The 20,963-nt window shown below is 69.0% G+C and carries 17 protein-coding genes, 1 tRNA gene and 1 pseudogene; 11 read left to right on the top strand and 8 right to left on the bottom strand.

Translation table 11 applies throughout. The annotated features are described in order from the left end of the window. Window positions 1–471 precede the first annotated feature (471 nt). Window positions 472–1,194, bottom strand: coding sequence for a bifunctional DNA primase/polymerase (locus ACIOHC_RS06795; protein WP_351076210.1), 723 nt, complete (start codon window positions 1,192–1,194; stop codon window positions 472–474). A gap of 623 nt (window positions 1,195–1,817) precedes the next feature. Between ACIOHC_RS06795 and ACIOHC_RS06790 the strand changes: the two genes are divergently transcribed. Both ACIOHC_RS06790 and ACIOHC_RS06785 read left to right on the top strand, forming a co-directional pair. Then, window positions 1,818–3,188, top strand: a complete 1,371-nt coding sequence (locus ACIOHC_RS06790; protein WP_351076212.1) for a PP2C family protein-serine/threonine phosphatase — start codon at window positions 1,818–1,820, stop codon at window positions 3,186–3,188. Between the two features lie 112 nt (window positions 3,189–3,300). After that, entirely contained in the window at window positions 3,301–4,764 is a 1,464-nt protein-coding gene (locus ACIOHC_RS06785; protein ID WP_351076214.1) for an aminopeptidase P family protein, read from the top strand. 48 nt (window positions 4,765–4,812) lie between these two features. Here the strand turns inward: ACIOHC_RS06785 and ACIOHC_RS06780 are convergent, their stop codons facing one another. After that, window positions 4,813–5,340, bottom strand: coding sequence for an ATP-binding protein (locus ACIOHC_RS06780; RefSeq protein WP_351076217.1), 528 nt, complete (start codon window positions 5,338–5,340; stop codon window positions 4,813–4,815). A gap of 284 nt (window positions 5,341–5,624) precedes the next feature. On the opposite strand from ACIOHC_RS06780, the gene ACIOHC_RS06775 reads away from it, so the two are divergent. From ACIOHC_RS06775 to ACIOHC_RS06735, 9 genes are all read left to right on the top strand, one after another. Next, window positions 5,625–6,428: a hypothetical protein gene (locus tag ACIOHC_RS06775; protein ID WP_365688605.1), complete on the top strand. Its 804-nt coding sequence runs from the start codon at window positions 5,625–5,627 to the stop codon at window positions 6,426–6,428. 164 nt (window positions 6,429–6,592) lie between these two features. Continuing rightward, window positions 6,593–7,339, top strand: a complete 747-nt coding sequence (locus tag ACIOHC_RS06770; RefSeq protein WP_351076221.1) for a YcnI family protein — start codon at window positions 6,593–6,595, stop codon at window positions 7,337–7,339. Between the two features lie 46 nt (window positions 7,340–7,385). Continuing rightward, window positions 7,386–8,039, top strand: a complete 654-nt coding sequence (locus tag ACIOHC_RS06765; RefSeq protein WP_351076223.1) for an SCO family protein — start codon at window positions 7,386–7,388, stop codon at window positions 8,037–8,039. Then, window positions 8,036–8,485: a copper chaperone PCu(A)C gene (locus tag ACIOHC_RS06760; RefSeq protein ID WP_351076226.1), complete on the top strand. Its 450-nt coding sequence runs from the start codon at window positions 8,036–8,038 to the stop codon at window positions 8,483–8,485. Before ACIOHC_RS06765 ends, ACIOHC_RS06760 begins: the two co-directional genes overlap by 4 nt. Window positions 8,486–8,499: 14 nt before the next feature. Continuing rightward, on the top strand, window positions 8,500–10,602 hold the full coding sequence (locus ACIOHC_RS06755; protein WP_401841724.1) for a copper resistance CopC/CopD family protein: 2,103 nt from the start codon (window positions 8,500–8,502) through the stop codon (window positions 10,600–10,602). 167 nt (window positions 10,603–10,769) lie between these two features. Further along, window positions 10,770–12,014 (top strand): iron uptake transporter deferrochelatase/peroxidase subunit, encoded by a 1,245-nt coding sequence (efeB, locus tag ACIOHC_RS06750; protein WP_401841764.1) that lies wholly within the window; start codon window positions 10,770–10,772, stop codon window positions 12,012–12,014. A 27-nt stretch (window positions 12,015–12,041) separates the two neighbouring features. After that, window positions 12,042–12,977: a prephenate dehydratase gene (gene pheA, locus ACIOHC_RS06745; protein ID WP_351076234.1), complete on the top strand. Its 936-nt coding sequence runs from the start codon at window positions 12,042–12,044 to the stop codon at window positions 12,975–12,977. Window positions 12,978–13,613: 636 nt separating this feature from the next. After that, complete coding sequence (gene serS, locus ACIOHC_RS06740; protein ID WP_351076236.1) at window positions 13,614–14,891, top strand: serine--tRNA ligase; 1,278 nt, start codon at window positions 13,614–13,616, stop codon at window positions 14,889–14,891. Then, a complete protein-coding gene (locus ACIOHC_RS06735; protein ID WP_351076238.1) occupies window positions 14,888–15,703 on the top strand; it encodes an HAD family hydrolase in 816 nt (271 codons plus the stop codon). Before serS ends, ACIOHC_RS06735 begins: the two co-directional genes overlap by 4 nt. A 139-nt stretch (window positions 15,704–15,842) precedes the next feature. Here the strand turns inward: ACIOHC_RS06735 and ACIOHC_RS06730 are convergent. The 6 genes and pseudogenes from ACIOHC_RS06730 to ACIOHC_RS06705 form a co-directional block, all read right to left on the bottom strand. Beyond that, a tRNA-Ser gene (locus ACIOHC_RS06730) sits at window positions 15,843–15,930 on the bottom strand. Between the two features lie 264 nt (window positions 15,931–16,194). Beyond that, window positions 16,195–16,899, bottom strand: a pseudogene (locus ACIOHC_RS06725) (hypothetical protein). Between the two features lie 318 nt (window positions 16,900–17,217). Further along, on the bottom strand, window positions 17,218–17,937 hold the full coding sequence (locus ACIOHC_RS06720) for an ABC transporter permease (protein WP_351076240.1): 720 nt from the start codon (window positions 17,935–17,937) through the stop codon (window positions 17,218–17,220). A 30-nt stretch (window positions 17,938–17,967) separates the two neighbouring features. Beyond that, window positions 17,968–18,879 (bottom strand): ABC transporter ATP-binding protein, encoded by a 912-nt coding sequence (locus tag ACIOHC_RS06715; RefSeq protein WP_351076242.1) that lies wholly within the window; start codon window positions 18,877–18,879, stop codon window positions 17,968–17,970. After that, window positions 18,876–19,778 (bottom strand): ABC transporter permease, encoded by a 903-nt coding sequence (locus ACIOHC_RS06710; protein WP_401841719.1) that lies wholly within the window; start codon window positions 19,776–19,778, stop codon window positions 18,876–18,878. The genes ACIOHC_RS06715 and ACIOHC_RS06710 overlap by 4 nt, the downstream gene beginning before the upstream one ends. Further along, window positions 19,778–20,878, bottom strand: coding sequence for an ABC transporter ATP-binding protein (locus ACIOHC_RS06705; protein ID WP_401841716.1), 1,101 nt, complete (start codon window positions 20,876–20,878; stop codon window positions 19,778–19,780). The genes ACIOHC_RS06710 and ACIOHC_RS06705 overlap by 1 nt, the downstream gene beginning before the upstream one ends. Window positions 20,879–20,963 lie beyond the last annotated feature (85 nt).

Raw genomic sequence — 20,963 nt, 5'->3', positions numbered from 1 at the left:
CCCGTCTCGAACGGATCGCGGACAGCCCCCCGGCCACTGGAACTCCCGTACGAATATCACTCCCGTGAAGTCATTCGAATAAATCTTCGAAAAACTCTTCGCGGGACTTCCGGAAGGCCCATCAGAAATACCTTCGCGGAAGGGCTTTGCAGCGGCAGACTTTGCATCGACCGGCAGGAGCCGGGACCGGAAGAGGTACCGCGAGAGCGGGCGGGAGAAGAGCGCGAACGGAAACCGGAGCCGGTGCGCGCCGACACGCTGTCACGCCGCGCACACCCGCGACACCGATCACGCGAAGAATCGCGCGGCAACATCCACCGGCACCTTCGGAACCTGACGGCCTCACCCGAATCCCTGATACTCCACCGAATGCCCCGCCGGAGATATCGAGAATGCCAACACCCCGGTGCCGCGCGTCTCCGTGCAGGGACGCTGGTCGACTCGCGCCCGGACGGGTGAGTCGACCACCTGTCAGTAGGCGAGCCGACTGCCGCCGTCCGGCGCGCCGTTGCTCGCCTCGACCAGCGCGTCGAGCACCGCTCCCACATCCGGCAGCCACGGCGAAGCCGGTCCGGGGACGGGCCCTCCTCTGTTCGAGCCCCGGCCGGGGACCGGTGCGGGAGCCCGTTCCCAGCGCACCTGCCCCGCCCCCACCTCGGACGGCGGAAGGACGAGATAGCCGCCCTCGCCGTGAAAACGCAGCGAACTGGGCACCCGGTCCTGGGCGTGCAGCAGCTCACCGAGCCGTTCGAGGGTGTACGGGGCCACCAGCAGCGACCACCGGGTCGGCGTCGCCACCACGGGGCCGAGCCGCGTTCCCATCCGGTCCAGCTCGGCCAGCGCCCGGGCGCCCGCCACGGCCGGCAGGCTCAGCGCACACGGGGCACGCCCGCCGGTGGCCAGCACGATCGGCGCGGTAGGCCGATTGGTCCACCACCAGCGCACCATGCGCTCGTCGGTGGTCGCCGCGAGGAGACCGGGATCGAAGGGGTGTGCGCCGGGAACGGCGCACTCGGGATCGGGGCAGGCACAGCCACGGCCACGGTCACCGCGACCACCGGCCGCCTCAAGTCCCACTCCGGGGAGCACGGGCCACTGCCATGCGGTGGCACAGGTCAGGACCGCGTCGAGCTGGACGGGCCTTGTCCTGCGTCGGAGCCGGAGCCTGCGTCGCCTTCCGAGGATCTCGCGCATGAGCGCTCGTTCCTTTCCGTTGAACGCCGAGGGACCACATCACACCACGCGTGTGTCACACTGCGTGCATATCTCTTCACTGTGCGTACATGCTCTTCAGGATCACGGTACGGGTGGGTCATCGGTACCGAGCATGAGCTGAGCCGGGTCGAGCAAGGGCGAGGCGGGTCCGGACACAAGCATGGCGAGGAGCAGCGCACGTGTCGCGCCGGCCGTCTCAAGGTGCAAGCCCCGCCACTCGGGGGTGGGGGCGTAGCCGTCACAGGAGAGGACGCCTGGGCCCGCTGCCAGGTTCCGGGGCGATCAGAACTGCCCCTGGTCATCATCGGATTACGTACCCAGCATGCCCGAAATGACGCTCCCTCTGGGACTTCACCCCGAGAACACCCCCTGTCGAGCACACCCAGTCGACCGCAAATCACCGCCACCAGGTGCATTTTTTAGCCAACTTTGCAGTTACTTGGACACCACAATTCCCGCAGGGACAATGCTGGACATCGCCTTACTTGTGCGTGTACATGTGGATGCTACGTGTACATGTGGATGCACTGATAGCGGCGCAGAATGACATGGGGGTTTGCGATGCTATTCGACGAATCGCACCGGTGGGGAAGCCGACTGTCATGAGCGCCCCGCACCTGCCGAAAGTGGCCGGAATCGATCCCATGGTTCCTGTTTCAGCTCACACTGCCGGATCTCTGTCCGAAGTACCGCCCGCGCCCGGAGCGTTCATCCAGGACCGGCTGGCCGGCTGGGTCTCCGACCTCACCACCCTGCACGAACTCACCGAGCGGCTCGCCAGGACCAGCGCGCTCGACGACGCGCTGCACGAACTGCTGAGCGCCGGAGCGGCCCTGGTCGGTGCCCGCCGCGGTCTGGTCGTCTTCGAACCGTCCGACCGCCGCGGCCCCGTCAGTACCATCGGCCTCGGGCTCGCCCACGCCGAGCTCGGGCACATCGAAACGATTCCGCGCCGGGCCACCTCCTACGGCCGGATCCTGGAAGGTCTCCCGGACGCCGAAGGAGCGCAGACCACCCCCGATCTGCTCGGCGACACCACTCTGGACCCCCACCGCCGCGAGGTCGCCGCCCGGCTCGGATACGCCGCCAGCTACACCCTGCCGATCAGCGCCGAGGCGACCGGCAGGCTCGGTGCCGCCGTCTGGCTGTACGACGAGCCCGCCGAACCGCTGGAACGCCGACGCCATCTCGTCGGCCTCTACGTCGGATTCGCCGGCGAGCACCTGGCCAGGCTGCTGGAGCTGGAGCGGGCCAGGGCGGATGTCGCCACGGTCACCGAGGAACTGCTGCCCAGCCGGCTGCCCCGGATCGCCGGCGTCCAGTTGGCCGCACGCCACCGCACGGCGCCCCAGGGCGGCGGCGACTGGTACGACGCGCTGGCCCTGCCGGAAGGCGCGCTCGGTCTTGCCGTGGGCTCGGTGAACGGCTCCGGACCGAGCGCGCTGGCCGCCATGGGCCGACTCCGTGCCGGTCTGCGGGCGTACGCGGTGATGGAGGGCGAGGATCCGGTCGCCGTGCTCTCGGATCTGGAACTGCTGCTGCGGCTGACCGAACCCGCCCGTTCCGCGACCGCCCTCTTCGCCTACTGCGAACCCGCCCGCCACAAGATCCTGCTGGCCGGCGCGGGCCACACCCCGCCGCTCGTGATCGGCGACCGGCGCACCCAGTTCGTCGAGACCTCGGTCTCCGCGCCGCTGGGCATGCTCGCCTGCTGGGAGGCGCCCAGCGTGGAGATCTCCCCGGCGTCCGGCGAGACCGTGCTCCTCTACACCGACGGACTGCTGCGCCGCACCGGCGACTCGACGGACCGGGCGTTCGCACGGCTCCACTCGGCGGCGGCGTGCGTACCGAAGGCGCTGCGCGACGACGCCGGGGCCGTCGCCGATCACGTGCTGCGGACCGTGCTGCCGGACGGGCTCGACCAGGGCGGCGACACGGAGGACGTCGTCATCCTGGCCGCACGCTTCGACTGAGCCGCGCCGCCCGCCCCGGCCCGGTCGTGTAACAGGTCTTCCGGCCCTGTGCCCCCTTCCGTACGCCCGTACGATGGATGAGGTCCAGTGTCGTATCAAGGAGAGACAAGTCGTGGCTGAGGAGCTCACCCCGGAGAACCCGGAGACCGAAGCAGAAGAAACGGTCAAGCAGCGGAAGAACGGCCTGTACCCGGGCGTCTCCGATGAACTCGCCGCGAACATGAAGTCCGGTTGGGCCGATACCGAGCTGCAGGGCCTCGCACCGATCGCCCAGGCCGCACACACCGCCGCCCGCCGCGCCGCGCTCTCCGCGCGCTTCCCCGGTGAGCGCCTGGTCATCCCCGCGGGCAACCTGAAGACCCGCTCCAATGACACCGAGTACGCCTTCCGCGCCTCCACCGAGTACGCGTACCTCACCGGCGACCAGACCCAGGACGGCGTCCTCGTCCTGGAGCCGACGCCGGACGGGCACGAGGCGACCATCCATCTGCTGCCGCGCTCCAACCGCGAGAACGGCGAGTTCTGGCTCGACGGCCAGGGAGAGCTGTGGGTCGGCCGCCGCCACTCCCTCGCCGAGGCCGAGCAGCTGCTGGGCATCCCGGCGAAGGACGTGCGCGAGCTCCCGGCCGCGCTGGCCGAGGCCACCGGCCCGGTGCGCAACGTCCGCGGCCACGACGCGGGCATCGAGGCCGCGCTGACCGACAAGGTCACCGCGGAGCGCGACGAGGAGCTGCGCGTCCACCTCTCCGAGGCCCGGCTGGTCAAGGACCCCTTCGAGATCGCCGAGCTGGAGAAGGCCTGCGACGCCACCGCACGCGGCTTCGAGGACGTCGTGAAGGTCCTCGACAAGGCCGAGGCGACCAGCGAGCGCTACATCGAGGGCACCTTCTTCCTCCGCGCCCGCATCGAGGGCAACGACATCGGCTACGGCTCGATCTGCGCGGCCGGTCCGCACGCCACCACCCTGCACTGGGTGCGCAACGACGGGCCGGTGCGCTCCGGTGAGCTGCTGCTCCTCGACGCCGGTGTGGAGACCAATGACCTCTACACCGCCGACGTGACACGCACCCTTCCGATCAACGGCACGTTCACGCCGTTGCAGCGGAAGATCTACGACGCGGTGTACGAGGCCCAGGAAGCGGGCATCGCGGCCGTCAAGCCCGGCGCCGACTACCGCGACTTCCACGACGCGGCGCAGCGCGTGCTCGCCGAGAAGCTCGTCGAGTGGGGCCTGCTCGGCGACCTGTCCGTGGACAAGGTCCTGGAGCTGGGGCTCCAGCGCCGCTGGACGCTGCACGGCACCGGCCACATGCTCGGCATGGACGTCCACGACTGCGCCGCTGCGCGCACCGAGACGTACGTCAACGGGACGCTGGAGCCCGGCGTCTGCCTCACGGTCGAGCCGGGTCTGTACTTCCAGACCGACGACCTGACCGTCCCCGAGGAGTACCGGGGCATCGGCGTCCGGATCGAGGACGACATCCTCGTCACCGAGGACGGCAACCGGAACCTCTCCGACAAGCTGCCGCGCCGGGCCGACGAGGTCGAGGCGTGGATGGCTCGGCTCAAGGGCTGATCCGGAGGGTCCGGCGACGGGCCTCCCGCACGCCGGAGGGCGCCCCGCTCAGGAAGCCATGAGCAGGGCGCCCTTCCGCCATTTAAGGACCTTGTCGAAGCTCACCACGGCGCCGCGGCCGGGACGGTTGCCGAAGTGGACGTGATCGGCGAGCTGCTCGATGATGCAGAGCCCCCTGCCGTCCTCCGCGCCGAGCGGCGGGTACTGCTGGGGCTCGTGCTGCGGCGCCGACGCGCGCAGCATGCGACGGGCGGGGAAACCGGGCCCCGAATCGGCGACTTCGATACGGCACTTCTCGCCGTCCAGATAGGCGGTGACCCGGTACTCACCGGAGGCCGTCCCGGGCAACTCGTCCCATACGTCCCACGGATCGCGGCCGACGCTCTGTTCGTCCCGGCTCCTGTGGTCGCCGCCGTGTTCAACGGCGTTCGCACAGGCCTCGCTGAGCGCGACCGACAGGTCGAAGGAGATGTCCGGGTCCACGCCCGCGGTCTCCATGGCGCCCAGCAGGAAACGCCGGGCGAGCGGAACGCTCGCAGCCTCGCGCCGCAAATGGAGGGACCACCAGATGCTCATGCTCCAGCCTCCTGGCTGCGGCTCGACATACCGATACCTATTGCCGCACTGGACCATTCGTAAGCACGGACCGGATGTGAGACCGCTCATTCGGCGGATACCCGCACGCCGTACATCCCGTGTATGCCGGACCGGGCCTGCGGATCCGCCCGTGGCCCGGTGATCTCCCCACACGGTGCCCGGCCCCGGCCACACCGGTGACGGCCCGCGTCCCATCGGACGGAAGCCGACCTTCCGGACCTGCCGTACCCAAGTCGGCGGTGCGGTGCGATGATGGCCCCGCCATGTCTATGCCTGTCGCACGCGCCGGAGCCGGTCTGCGGCTCCTGAGGGCCGCGGTGTTCACCGCGGTCTGTGTCGCGCTGTCCGCGGCAGGCCACTCCCTGGCGTCCTGCGCGGCCGTCCCCTGGTGGACCCTGCTCGCCGGACTCCTGGGGGTCTTCGCAGTGGCGGCACCGCTGGCCGGACGCGAACGCTCGCTGCCGTCCATCGCAGCCGCACTGGCCGGCGGACAGATCGCCCTGCACACCCTCTTCGGCGTGGGAGCGCATGCCACGCCGACCGGAACGACGACGGGCGACGACCCGCTGATCCGGTTCGCGGCGAGCCTTGTGTGCGGCATGGGACCCGCCCAGTTGAACGCCGCCGAAGCTCGCCGCATCGTCACCACGGCGGGCATCGACCCGGCGTCGGTGACGGCCGCCGGCCATCAGCACATGGCGTCCGCGACCGGCGCGGATCCCGTCGGCCTCGCCGGTCTGCTGCCCGGCCTGCCCATGCTGCTCGGCCACCTGCTGGCCGCCGTGGCCACCGGCTGGCTGCTGCGGCGGGGCGAGATCGCGCTGTTCCGGCTCGCCCGGCTCTCCGCGCACGGCGTCCAGCAGCTCGCGGCCGGGGCCCGGCTGCGCGCGCTGCGCGCCGCACTCTCACTGGTGAACGCCTTGCGCGCCGGCCTGCCCGGGGGTCCGACGACCGGGCCGCGCATCCCGCGTACCGGGGCCGACACCCCGGTCCCCGCCACCGGGGAGACGTTGCAGCACATGGTGATCAGGCGCGGGCCGCCCCCGGCGTACGCGCTCGCAGCCTGACGCGACACCCACCACACGACGCACGCCCGACTCGACGCCCGGAACCGACCGGTGCCCGGCGAGTCGGCGTACGCACGCCACGTGAGGCAGAGGTGTCGCGATGCCGCCGCGCACCCGCGCGCCGGACCACCTTTCCTTCGTGTTTCCGTGGAGTGATCCCTGTCATGAACGTTTCCCGTATCGCCCTCGCCGGCGGCATCGCCGCGTCCACCGTGCTGATCCTCGCCGGCACCGCCTCCGCGCACGTCAGCGTGCAGCCCCAGGGCGAGGCCGCCAAGGGCGGTTACGCCACCGTCAACTTCAAGGTCCCCAACGAGCGCGCCGACGCCTCGACGACCAAGGTCGAGGTGAACTTCCCGACCGACCACCCGCTGGCCTCCGTCATGCCGCAGGCCGTGCCCGGCTGGGACGTCGAGGTCACCAAGAGCAAGCTGGCCAAGCCGCTCGAAATGCACGGCGAGAAGATCAACGAGGCCGTCTCCAAGGTCACCTGGACCGCCAAGGGCGACAAGAACGACCTCGGCATCCGTCCGGGCAACTTCCAGCAGTTCCCGCTCTCCATCGGGCAGCTCCCCGAGAACGCCGATCAGCTGGTCTTCAAGGCCATCCAGACGTACGACAACAAGGAGGTCGTCCGCTGGATCGAGGAGCCGAAGGACGGCGCCGCCGAGCCCGAGAACCCGGCACCGGTCCTCAAGCTGACCGCGGCGTCCGCCGACGAGCACGGCGCGGGTACCACCGACAAGGCCGGTGCCGACGCCACCGGACAGGCAGCGGACAAGCAGACGACGGCCGTTTCGGACACGTCCGACAGTGACACCACGGCCCGGGTTCTCGGCATCGTCGGCATCGTCGTCGGCATCGCGGGAGTGGCCTTCGGCATCCTCGCCGGCCGCCGTCGCACTGCCTGAACCACAGCCCCACCCGTCCCACCGACCCACCAGGAATCAGTGCTCCATGCGTAAGAAGACTGTGCTGGCCGCGGCGCTCGTCGCCGCGGCCGCGCTCTCGCTGTCCGCCTGCGGCAGCAGCGACGACAGCGCGAAGAAGCCGATCGCCGATGTGTCCGTCGAGGCCAAGACCAAGGCCGCGACGGTGCTCGACCAGCCGTTCACCAAGCCCGATCTCGTCCTCACCGACACCCACGGCAAGAAGTACGACCTCCGTGAGCAGACCAAGGGCAAGCCGACGCTGATCTACTTCGGCTACACCAACTGCCCCGATGTCTGCCCGCTCATCATGAGCAACATCGCCATTGCCAGGAAGTCCCTCCCCAAGGCCGACCAGGACAAGCTCCAGGTCGTCTTCGTGACCACCGATCCCGAGCGGGACACCCCGTCCTCGCTGGGCGCCTGGCTCAAGTCCCAGGATCCCTCCTTCATCGGCCTCACCGGCGACTTCCCCACCATCCAGGCGGGCGCGCGCCAGATCGGCATCGGCATCGACGCGCCGAAGAAGGAGAAGGACGGCACGGTCGTCTCGATGCACGGATCCCAGGTCATCGCGTTCTCCCCGAAGACCGACAAGGGGTACCTCGTGTACAGCGAGGACACCTCGCCCGACGACTACACCAAGGACCTCCCCAAGATCATCAAGGGGGAGAATCCGTGAACCGCCGCACCGCCCTCGCCGGCGTCGTCGCCCTCACCACCGGGCTGGCGCTGGCGGGGTGCTCCTCCTCGGGCAGCAGGCCCGTGCTGAAGGTGACAGGCGCGTTCATGCCGCAGCCCGTCAGTGACATGGCGGCCGGCTTCCTCGTCATACGGAACAGCGGCGGCACGTCCGACCGGCTCACCTCGGTCACCAGCCCCCTCTCCGACGACGTCACGATCCACGAGTCGAAGAACCAGACGATGCGCATGGTGTCGTCCTTCGAGGTCCCCGCAGGCGGCGAACTGGATCTGGAACGCGGCGGGAACCACATCATGTTCATGAACCTCAAGCAACAGCCCAAGCAGGGCGAGAAGGTGTCCGTGGAGCTGCACTTCGAGAAGGCCGACCCGATAAAGGTCGACCTTCCCGTGAAGGAGACCACCCACAACCCGAAGAAGCAGTGAGGGACTGACTCGCCATGACAGCCACCGCCCCACACTTCGGAACGCCCCCGTCCACTCCCGTGCCACGACGACCGCTCGCCGCGGCCGCGCTCCTCGCCGCGCTTGTCGGCATGGTGTTCGGCCTGCTGCTGGGCGGTGCGGGCCCCGCGTCCGCACATGCCGCGCTCACCGGGAGCGATCCGCAGGACGGGGCGGTGGTCGACACCGCTCCCAAGGAGGTCACGCTCACCTTCTCCGAACAGGTCGCCATGGGCAGCGACTCCGTCAGGGTCCTCGACCCCCACGGCAAACGCGCCGACACCGCCGTCGCCCCCCGTGATCTGCGCAGCGGTTCCACCGTGAAGTACGGCGTCTCGCTGCACTCCGGGCTGCCCGACGGTACGTACACCGTCGCCTGGCAGGCCGTCTCCGCGGACAGCCACCCCGTCTCGGGCGCCTTCACCTTCTCCGTCGGAGCCCCCTCCGAGACCACGGTCGCCCTTCCGACGGAACAGGCCGGAGGCGGACTCGTCGGAACCCTCTACGACATCGCGCGCTACGCCGCCTACGCCGGTTTCATCCTGCTGGCCGGCGGCGCCGCCTTCGTGCTGGCCTGCTGGCAGCGCGGGGCAGGTGCACGCCCCTTGCAACGCCTGGTCGTACGCGGCTGGATGACCCTCACCGCGGCCACCCTGGCCATGCTGCTCCTGCGCAATCCGTACACCGGCTCCGGGAAGCTCGCGGACGCCTTCGACCTCGACGGTCTGAAGGCTGTCCTCGACACCAGGCCCGGGGCGGCGCTCGTATCCAGGCTGCTGCTGCTCGGCGCTTCCGCGCTCTTCATCGCCGTGCTGTTCGGGGCGTATGCCAAGCGCGAGGACGAGCGCGAGAAGAAGGACCTCACCTTCGGACTGGCCGTCGGCGGCACGGTGATCGCCGCCGGGATCGCCGGGACCTGGGCGCTCGCCGAACATGCTTCGGCAGGGATCCAGCCGGGCATCGCCATGCCGGTCGACATACTCCATCTACTGGCCGTCGCGGCCTGGCTGGGGGGGCTGGTGGCCCTGTTGGTCGCGCTCCACCGGACGCCGGACATCGGAGCCACGGCCGTACGGCGCTTCTCCCGCATCGCTTTCGGCAGCGTGCTCGTGCTCACCGCCACCGGGATCTATCAGTCCTGGCGCCAGGTCGGCACCTGGTCCGCGCTCACCGGCACCGAGTACGGGCGACTCCTGCTCGTGAAGGTGGGACTCGTCGCCGTCCTGGTCGGGATCGCCTGGTTCTCACGCCGCTGGACCGCACGCCTGGTCTCCAACGGAGCCGAACGCCTGGTCGCGAACGGAGCCGCTGCGGAGAGGAGCGCGGAAGGAGCCGGGGCGCAAACCGATGCGACCGAGGTCGGGACCGAGGTCGGAGCCGCGGTCGGAGCCGCGGTCGGAGCCGAGGTCGGAGCCGCGATCGAGAGGCCCGGGGCCGGGACGGAAGACGGGGCCAGGACGGAAGACGGGGCCAGGACCGAAAAACCCCGGGCCGAAGGCGCACCGGCGTCCCTGGCCGAGGACCCCGCGCGGGCGGCGCAGCTCGCGCGGCAGCGGGCCGCCGTGGCCACCGCCGAGAAGAAGCGGATCCGCGACGCCGACCCCGAGCGGTCCGGGCTGCGCCGCTCGGTGCTGGCCGAAGTCACGGTCGCCGTGGCGCTGTTGGCCGTGACGACCGTGCTGACCTCGACCGAGCCGGGACGTACGGAGGAAGAAGCGGCCCGTGGCACCACGACGGCCACCGCTCCCGCGGCCGAAGGCCCGGTCAATCTGACGCTGCCCTTCGACACCGGCGGTCAGAACGGCAAGGGAACGGTACGGATGGACATCGACCCCGCCCGTACCGGCACCAACGAGCTCCACATCTGGATCGACAGCCCCGACGGCAAGGCCATGGACGTCCCCGAGCTGAAGCTCGCCTTCACCCTGGAGTCCAAGGACATCGGCCCGCTTCCCGTACTCCCCGTCCGACTCACCGAGGGTCACTGGACCGCGAGCGGCGTCCAGATCCCGATGGCGGGCACATGGAAGGTCGCCGTGACCGTGCGTACGTCGGACATCGATCAGACGACCATCGACAAGAACGTGAAGATCGGCTGAGCAGGATCGTGAGCGGAAACAGCAGCAAGAAGAGCTCCCCCCGCAGCAGAAGGACCACTGCGGGGAACGGCAGGACCTCCGTCGGAGACGGGAACGGAAAGGGCGGAGCCGGTCGCAGCAAGGGCAACGCGCCCAGCAAGGGCGACGGGACTCCCGGCAGCGGTTCCATCTCCCGACGGCGGTTGCTCGGCACCGCGGGCGCGGCCGGTGCGACCGGGCTCGTGCTGGGTGCGGCGGGCGGTGCGACCGGCTATGCCGCGGCCCGGCCCGATGAGCGCACCGCTCTGACCACGGTCGGCGCCGCCCAGGTGACGTTTCACGGGAAACATCAACCGGGGATCACCACTCCGCTTCAGGCACGGGGTCATCTGGTCGCCTTCGACCTGGCGCCCGGCGCTGGACGGAAGGAGGCGGCCGTCCTGATGCGCCGGTGGTCGGACGTGGCCCGGCGCCTGATGGCCGGCGAACCGGCCGACAGCGGTTCGGCGGACGGCACGGCCCATGACACCGGGATCGCGCTGGATGCCGGGCCTTCTTCGCTGACCATCACCTTCGGCTTCGGCGGCACCTTCTTCGAACGCACCGGCCTGGTCGACCACCGGCCACCAGGGCTCGACCCGCTGCCGCCGTTCTCCGCCGACCACATCGACGCCAAGCGCTCCAACGGCGATCTCTGGGTACAGATCGGCGCCGACGACGCACTCGTCGCCTTCCACGCACTGCGTGCCGTACAGAAGGAGGCGGCCCCGGCCGCCCGGGTCCGCTGGCAGATGAACGGCTTCAACCGCTCCCCCGGCGCCACCGCGCAGCCGATGACCGCTCGCAATCTGATGGGGCAGGTGGACGGCACGAACAACCCGAAGCCCGCCGACAGCGACTTCGGTCGGCGTGTCTTCGTCCCGGCCGGGACGGACACGAAGTACGACTGGCTGGCCGGCGGCTCGTATGCGGTCGTCCGCCGGATCAGGATGTTGCTCGACGACTGGGAGAAGCTCCCGGTGCAGCGACAGGAGCAGGTCATAGGGCGCCGCAAGAAGGACGGCGCTCCGCTGAGCGGTGGCACCGAGACCACCGCGATGGACCTCGACCGGGCGGGCCCCGACGGCAAGCTCCTGATCCCGGACAATGCCCACGCCCGGATCTCCTCCCCGGAGAAGAACAGCGGTGCGGCCATGCTGCGGCGCCCCTTCTCGTACCACGACGGCATCGCGGCGGACGGGTCTTTGGACGCCGGGCTGCTGTTCATCTGCTGGCAGGCGGATCCACTGCGTGGATTCGTACCGGTGCAGCGAAAACTGGACCGGGGAGATGCCCTGTCCCCGTTCATCCGGCACGAGGCCAGTGGCCTGTTCGCGGTGCCGGGCGGCGCGGCGGACGGCGAGTACGTGGGTCAGCGGCTATTGGAGTCCTGAGCGTCCGGGGCAGATTAGGGTGACGGTATGTCCGCCACGCGCTACGCATATCTCGGCCCTGAAGGCACCTTCACCGAGGTCGCCCTCCGTACGCTCCCGGAAGCCGCCACCCGCGAACTCGTGCCGATGGTCTCCGTACCGGTGGCTCTGGACGCGGTGCGCAACGGGACCGCCGCGGCGGCGCTCGTACCGATCGAGAACTCCGTCGAGGGCGGCATCACCGCGACGCTCGACGAGCTGACCGCCGGCGAACCGCTGATGATCTATCGCGAGGTGCTGCTCTCCATCACCTTCGCGCTGCTGGTGCGGCCGGGCACCAAACTGTCCGACATCAAGTCGGTCACCGCGCATCCGGCCGCGCAGCCGCAGGTGCGCAACTGGATGGCCGCCCACCTCCCGGACGTCGTATGGGAGTCAGCGGCCTCCAACGCCGACGGTGCCCGGCTGGTGCAGGAGGGACGGTACGACGCCGCCTTCGCAGGTGAGTTCGCCGCAGCGACCTACGGTCTCGAACCGCTGGTGACCGAGATCCATGACGCGGAGAACGCGCAGACCCGCTTCGTCCTGGTCGGCCGCCCGGCCCGGCCTGCCGCGCCGACGGGTGCGGACAAGACCTCGGTGGTCATCTGGCTGGGCGAGGACCACCCCGGAGCGCTGCTCGAACTGCTCCAGGAGTTCGCTGTCCGCGGAGTGAACCTGATGCTGATCCAGTCGCGACCGACGGGGGCGGGCATCGGGAACTACTGCTTCGCGGTGGACGCCGAGGGGCACATCTCGGACCGCCGGGTCGGCGAGGCGTTGATGGGGCTGAAGCGGATCTGCCCGAAGGTGCGTTTCCTCGGTTCGTATCCGCGGGCCGGAGTGGCACTGCAGGACGTACGGCCGCTGCGGGCGGGGACGTCGGACGCGGAGTTCACGGAGGCCTCCGACTGGCTGGCCCGCAACCTGGACGGCCGGGGCTGACGGCGGTACGGAGCCGACGGCCCCGGGTTCCCCCGGCTTGCGGCCGAGCCGCTCGGTCGCGTCCCGCCGCCCCCGCATCGCTGTTGCTATCGGCCGATTTTCGTCATCCACAAAGTTATCCACAGGCATGGTTCGCAGCCTGGGGACAAGTCGACATCCCGATGGGACATCGTCGACATATCACCCCAGGCATCCCAGATGCATCCACAGGGCGGCAGGTCACCCGAGTCGCATCGCGTCGCCTCAATTCCATTGATCAACTCTTCAGTAGGGCGAATTCCCACCCGAACGAGCGTCTGAAGCGGGTTTGAGACGTCATTCCAGGAGCCCTCACACGCTTTTCGGAATGATCGCTTCCGGCATCCACAGATCTTCTTCACAGCCTGTGGATAACTTCGCGAAGCAGCAACACCTGTGGACAAGTGACGACCAACTCCCCTTCCAGGCAAGGCTGATACGTCAAGACAGTCGGCACCTTCTGCCCCGTTTAGGGGAGTAAACTCTTTTTATTGACGGTCGAGATCGACCCAGACCTGTAATGCTCTTCAGCATTATCAATTCAGGCAATTCGGGCAAAGTGACACGCTTGGCGATATCGGTTCGAGCTGGAGAAGCGCTCACCGGTAGCCTGGAGAGGTGATTGACCTTCGCCTGCTCCGTGAGGACCCCGACCGTGTTCGCGCCTCCCAGCGCGCCCGTGGAGAGGACGTCGCGCTCGTCGACGCCCTTCTCTCCGCCGACGAGCGGCGCAGGATGTCCGGCGTCCGCTTCGACGAACTCCGCTCCGAGCAGAAATCGCTCGGCAAGCTCATCCCCAAGGCTTCGCCCGAGGAGCGCGCCGAGCTCCTCAAGAAGGCAGAGCAGCTGAAGGCCGACGTCAAGGCTGCCGACACGGCGCAGGACGAGGCCGACGCCGAGGCCAAGAGGCTGATGCTCCAGCTCGGCAACATCGTCCACGAGGACGTGCCGGTCGGCGGCGAGGAGGACTTCGTCGTCCTTGAGACGCACGGCACGATCCGTGACTTCGGCGCGGAGGGCTTCGAGCCCAGGGACCACCTGGAGCTCGGCGAGAAGCTCGGTGCCATCGACATGGAGCGCGGCGCCAAGGTCTCCGGTTCGCGCTTCTACTACCTGACGGGTGTCGGCGCACTGCTGGAGCTCGCCCTCGTCAACGCGGCGATCGCGCAGGCCACCGAGGCGGGCTTCGTCCCGATGCTGACGCCGGCGCTGGTGCGCCCGCGTGCCATGGAGGGCACCGGCTTCCTCGGTCAGGCCGCGGAGAACGTGTACCACCTGGAGAAGGACGACTACTACCTGGTCGGCACCTCCGAGGTCCCGCTCGCCGCCTACCACATGGACGAGATCATCGAGGCCGACAAGCTGCCGCTGCGGTACGCGGGCTTCTCGCCGTGCTTCCGCCGCGAGGCCGGCACGTACGGCAAGGACACCCGGGGCATCTTCCGCGTCCATCAGTTCGACAAGGTCGAGATGTTCTCGTACGTCGACCCGGCGGACGCCGAGGCGGAGCACCGCAGGCTGCTGGACTGGGAGAAGCAGTGGCTCACCGCTCTTGAGCTGCCGTTCCAGGTGATCGATGTCGCCACCGGCGACCTGGGTGCCTCGGCCTCCCGGAAGTTCGACTGCGAGGCGTGGATCCCGACGCAGGGCAAGTACCGCGAGCTGACGTCCGCGTCGAACTGCGACGGCTTCCAGGCGCGCCGCCTGTCCGTCCGGATGCGTGACGGTAAGAAGGTCCAGCCGCTGGCCACGCTGAACGGCACGCTCTGCGCCGTACCGCGCACGATCGTGGCGATCCTGGAGAACCACCAGCTGGCCGACGGTTCCGTACGGGTGCCCGAGGTGCTCCGTCCGTACCTGGGCGGGCGCGAGGTGCTGGAGCCGGTCGCCAAGTGACCTTTCCGTACAAGCTCGTCGCGACCGATCTCGACGGCACGCTGCTGCGTAACGACGACACGGTCTCCGAGCGCACCCGTGCGGCGCTGGCCGCGGTCACCGAGGCCGGCGCCGCACACATCATCGTCACCGGCCGCGCGGTCCCGTGGACCCGGCACATCCTGGATGACCTGGGCTACGAGGGCCTCGCGGTCTGCGGTCAGGGCGCACAGGTCTACCACGCGGGCGAGCGCAAACTGCTGACCTCGCTGACGCTGGACCGGCAGCTGGCCGGTCTCGCGCTGTCCAAGATCGAGGCCGAGGCCGGTCCCCTGGCGCTGGCGGCGAGCCGCGACGGGCTCGACGGCGAGGTGCTGGTCGGCCCCGGCTACCGCGTGCAGGAAGGGCCGCTTCCGACCCTCGTCGTCGAGGACCCGGCCGAATTGTGGTCCGCCCCCTTGAACAAGGTCTACATCCAGCACCCCGATCTCGACGACGACGCACTGGCCAAGGCCGCGCGGGCGGCGGTCGGCAATCTGGTGGACGTGGTCATGGCCGGCCCCGGCGTGGTGGAGATCCTGCCACTGGGGCTGAGCAAGGCGACCGGACTCTCGCTGGCCGCACGCCGGCTGGGGGTGAAGGCCGCGGACACGCTGGCCTTCGGTGACATGCCGAACGACATCCCGATGTTCGCCTGGGCGCAGCGGGGTGTGGCGATGGACAATGCGCACGCCGATCTGAAGGCCGTGGCCCAGGAGATCACCGCGTCCAACGAGGACGACGGCATCGCCGTGGTGCTGGAGCGGTTGCTCAGCCGTACCCCCACGGCTTGACGGACACGTCCGGCTTGACGGACACGTCTCTGCCGGGCGCCCTCGCAGGCACGTCTCCACGGAACGTTCGTGCAGGTACGAGTACGGGCCGGCTGCGGAAAGAGCGGTCGGCCCGTACTCGTACCCGGCACTTTCGCTGCGGAGGATGCGCGGATCGAACGCGCGCGGGGACTACGGCCCCGACGACGGCTTAGCAAGCCGCTGCCTTTCCACTCGGCCAATCCTCCGGGAGGGCGGCCGCGCGATGCGCGAGAAAGCCGCCCCGGGCGTCCTGCGCCGATCGGCACGGCGGGGTCGTCGGTGACTACTCCGGTGCCGGCTCGGGCCCGCCACGCTGGGAACTCGACGGACTCGGACTCTCGGTCATCGTCGCGCTCCTCTCCCGGTTTGCGGCGTGCGGTTGTTGTCGTCGGTGCGCACTGCGCCAACCACTGTGCCCGGGACGGCCTTTCGGTGCCACCCATTTTCCGGGCAGCACCGAATGACCTCCATCAACCCCGGATCAGCGCTGCGTTGCGGCGGTTCAGGTCCTTCAGGTGGCGGGCGAGATCATCCATCCTGCCGTCGATTCGGACGATGTCCTCGGACAGATGGCCAGCCGCACGCTCATGGCGCCGACGACCTGATGTACGACGTCCAACCTCCGGTCGAGGCTGTCGAGCCGGTGCGACATCCGGTCGAGTACGGGACCGAGCTCCTGAAGGGCACCGCCCACTCCGGCGAGGCAGGTCTCGACCCGGGTGAGGCGGTGTTCGAGCGACGCGTAGCCCGCACGCAGGTCCCGCTCAACAGCGAGCAGATACGTACGGACACATCGCGCGATGTCGCTGTCGCGAAGAAGCATCGCGACGTCGAGGACGGTCCTGCGGGTGTAGATCCTGAGCCGGGTCGCCGCCTGTGGATAACTTTCCGGCACTTCGCCCGCCCATAGCGACAGCACGTCGCTATGGAAAGAGCGCAGCTCAGCGCCACGCAGCACGTGCATCCCGTTCTCTACGAGCTCATCCTGATGGCGGTCCGTGAGCCTCCTGACCGTGGTTGTGCATACTTCGAAGTAGCGAGCCACGTCCTCTGTGCGAAGGTGAATTCCGTCCGGGAGCATGACAAGACTCTCGACCTTGTCGAGGGCATCGAGGCGCCCCATCTGGCTCGACGCGCAGCGCACGCGATTCGAGCAGGGCGACTTCCGCGGGCATGGACATGCCTTCCGATCGTGAAACCGACGTTGGACAGCCCCGTCCCGGGCTTGAGGGGCGGAGGACGCTCACGGTTGCCACTCACTCAATGGCCCGGCGGGCACTGCCTCGCCGGCATCGGCAATCCCTGTTTCACGAAAGCTGCGACGCCACAGATCCCAGTTGCCTCCACGCACTCTGCCCGACGAACCGATAACCGTACAGTTACGCGTACTACTGTCCGAACTGCGTCAACCCCCGTCCACAGGACGAGGGTTGACGCAGTTCTGAGCGGTCAGGGACGAAGTGCGGAGGAGGTGTCGGGCGGGAACCTCCCGGTCACTCCTCCCCGGCCAGCTTCAGCGTACGCAGCTTCTGCCCCGCGTACCAGGTCGCCACCACCGTGACCGCCGCCAGAAGGACCGTCGCGACCGGCAGTCCGACATCGGAGGTGATCGCTCCGGACCCGCCGACCTTCTCGGCGACCGCGAGGGACCACTGCTGAACACTGAGCGTGCGCGCCCCCGGCACAAGGCTGCCGAACAGGGCCTCCCACACCAGCGCGTAGACGAGTCCGAAGACAACCGCGTGCCGGCTGACGGTGCCCAGCAGCAGGAACAGCGAGCTGTACGCGATCGACGCGACCAGGGCCGCGACGGTGTAGGCCACCGCGATCTGCTGGCCGTTGCCGTTGAGGATCAGCCCCGCGATCAGTGTGGGCAAGGCCGAGAAAACCATCGTGACGGCGATGGCCACGATCAGCTTGGTGAAGATGATCGTCGGCCGCTTCACCGGCTTGGCCAGCAGATAGACGATCGAACCGTCGTCGATCTCGGGACCGATGGCTCCGGTTCCGGCGATCACGCCGATCAGCGGCACCATCGTGGCGATGGCGAAGCCGCCCAGCACGTCCGAGGCGACCTGGTCATCGGCTCCGGCGAACATCCGTACCGCCACGGCGATGACCACCAGCAGTGCCGGCAGGACGAAGAGGATGGCGGCCCGGCGTCGGCCGAGCAGGGCCCGGTAGGTGAGCCGGGCGACTGTGGGGTCGTACATGACGCTTCACAGCTCCTTTCAGGCCACTACTCAGGCCGCTACGAGATAGGAAAAGACCGATTCGAGGGACTCGTCGGACGGCGAAACGGTCAGAAGACGAATTCCGTGGTCGCGTGCGACCTTCGGCAGCAGTTCGGTGAAGCGTCCGAAGTCGACCGCCTGGATGCGCAGGGCCTGTTCGCCCAGGTCCACTTCGATGCCGGCCGTCGACGGGTCGGCGATGAGCGCGGCGGCGAGGGCGCGGTCGTCGCTGGAGCGCACGAGATAGCGGTGCGGGCGGTCCGTCATCAGTCGGCGGATCTTCCGGAAGTCACCGGACGCAGCGTGCCGTCCCGCCACGATCACCTCGATGTGCGAGGCGAGTTGCTCGACCTCTTCGAGGATGTGGGAGGAGAAGAGCACGGTGCGGCCCTCCGCCCCCATCCGTCGCAGCAGCCCCATCAGCTGCATCCGCTGACGCGGGTCCATTCCGTTGAACGGCTCGTCGAGCAGCAGCACGGACGGTTCGTGGACCAGCGCGGACGCCATCTTCACGCGCTGGCGCATGCCCTTGCTGTAGGTCGAGATCTTGCGGTCCTGCGCGTACTCCATCTCGACCGTCGCCAGCGCCTTCCGCGCCGCCGCGTCATCGAGTCCCTGCAGCTCCGCGTTGGCGACGACGAATTCGCGGCCGGTCAGGAAGTCGTACATCGCCTCCCGCTCCGGCACGATCCCGATCTCCTTGTACACCGCTTCATTGCGCCAGATCGGCCGGCCGTCGAGCGTGACGGTGCCCGTCGACGGAGCCAGGAACCCGGCCATCATGTTGATCAGCGTGGACTTTCCCGCGCCGTTGGGGCCGAGCAGCCCGGTGACGCCCGGTCCCACCGTCATGCTCACGTCGTTGACGGCGACCACATTGCCGAACCAGCGCGAGGTGTGATCGATCTCGATGGTGGTCACAGCCCGACCTTCCGGTAGCGGCGCATCAGTACGGCGTACGAGCCGGCGAGGAGCGCGAGAACAACGATCAGATAGACCACACCGGCCCCTGCCCCCGGGCCTGCCCCGCCGGGGAAGGCCGAATCGGCTCCGAGGAACGCGGTCTGCACACCGCCGATCAGCGTGATGGGGGAGAAGAGCCCGAGCCACTCGATGGCCCCCTCGGAACCCGTCTGCCAGGCGATGGCCTGGACCGTGGAGACCGCGCCGTAGGAGATGGTCAGTACGGCGATCACCGCGGCGACACCGAAACCGCGGCGCGGCGTCAGTGCGGCCATCACCAGTCCCAGTCCGGCGAAGAGCACGGAAAGCAGCGCCACCGACACCAGTCCCTGTCCGAACCCCTTGGTCTGCTCGACGAAGTCGAACTTCCCGAGCAGCGCGCCCACATAGAGGATGACGAGTGGCGCCCCGGTGAGAATGAAGAGCGCGGACGCCATGGCCGCCAGCTTCGCGACGACGTAGTCGACCCGTTCGATCGGCCGGGAGAAATACAGCGGCACACTCTTGAATCGCAGGTCCCGGGAGACCGACTGCGGTGCCTGCGAGGCCAGGAAGAGGCCGATGAGTGCCTGCATGTAGATCGCGAACGCCGTGTACTTGATCGGGAGAGCCGTGGTCCCCGGGGTGGCGATGGCGACGGCGACGATGATCGCCGAGATCATGCACATCACGCCTGAGAGCAGCATCGGCAGCACCTTGGACTTGGCGGAACGCCCCAGTCCGAAGGATCCCCGCAGCGACTGCGAGTAGAGCGAGCGCCGGGCGTACCCGCGGCCCAGCCGCTTGCCGTCGTAGGAGCGGTACCCGATGTTGTGGATCCGGGAGATGTCGCTTCCGCTCACGGTCTCGGTACTCATCACGACCGCTCCCCTTCTGCTGCAAGGCCCTTTTGCTGTACGACCCCGAGGGCCGCGGGCACGGTCTGTGCGGCGGCTGCGGCCTCCGGTTCCCCTTCGGTGCGGAAGACCTCGGCGATGTGGTGGCGCCGCTGCTCCATCCGTACGAGACCGAGTCCGAGTCCGGCGACGGCGTCGCGCACGATGTCGTACGTCTCCTCACCGGCCGCCTCGACCAGCAGGATGTGACCCGCACCGGGCAGCCCCTGCCCGTCGAGACCGTCGTGACCCACGAGTCCGACCCCGGCCCGGGTGAGGGCCTGCCTCAGCGCGTCGGTGCCGTCCGGATGGGCGTCGCTGTCGGTGACCTCGACCGCCAGGGTCGTGGTGGTCTGGGTGAAGTCGCTGGTGGAACTGGAGCGCAGCAGTGCGCCGCCGTCGATGACGACGACGTGGTCGCAGGTGCGTTCCAGCTCGCCCAGGAGATGCGAGGTGACCAGGACCGAGATGCCGAAGTCCGTGTACACGCGGCGGATCAGCCCGAGCATCTCGTCACGGCCGACCGGGTCCAGACCGTTGGTGGGCTCGTCGAGCAGGACCAGCTGCGGGTCGTGGACCAGGGCCTGGGCCAGCTTCACGCGCTGCTTCATGCCGGTCGAGTAGCCGCCGATGGGGCGGTAGCGCTCCTCGTACAGGCCGACGTGGCGCAGCGTGTCGGCGGTGCGCTCGCGCGCCGCCGTCGGCGGGAGTCCGGACATCCGCGCCATGTGGACGACGAACTCGGTGGCCGAGACGTCCGGCGGCAGACAGTCGTGCTCGGGCATGTAGCCGACCCGCTCCCGGATGGCGGCGCCATTGGTGGCGACATCGAGCCCGAGTACCGCGGCCCGGCCTTCGGTGGCGGGGGACAGACCCAGCAGGATCTTGATCAAGGTGGACTTGCCGGCTCCGTTGGAACCCACCAGGCCGGTCACACCGGGCCCGATGTCCAAGGAGAGCCGGTCAAGCGCGGTCACCCGGGGGAACCGCTTGCTCAGGCTTTCGGTCGCGATCACAGTCACGTCTTCGAAGATAGTGGCGCGCGCCACAGCAGACGTCAGCCCTGGCGGCTGGATGCGCATCAGACTCCAGATGTACGAACCCGTAGGGGGACCACCACAAGGGAGGAGCTCCCCCGTCGGGGGAGGGCGTCCCCCGAGTTGTCCA

It is taken from the genome of Streptomyces sp. NPDC088252 (genome assembly GCF_044740965.1).
GTDB lineage: Bacteria > Actinomycetota > Actinomycetes > Streptomycetales > Streptomycetaceae > Streptomyces.
Note: the sequence above shows the minus strand (reverse complement) of the source record. Positions and strands in the feature narration are given on the sequence as shown.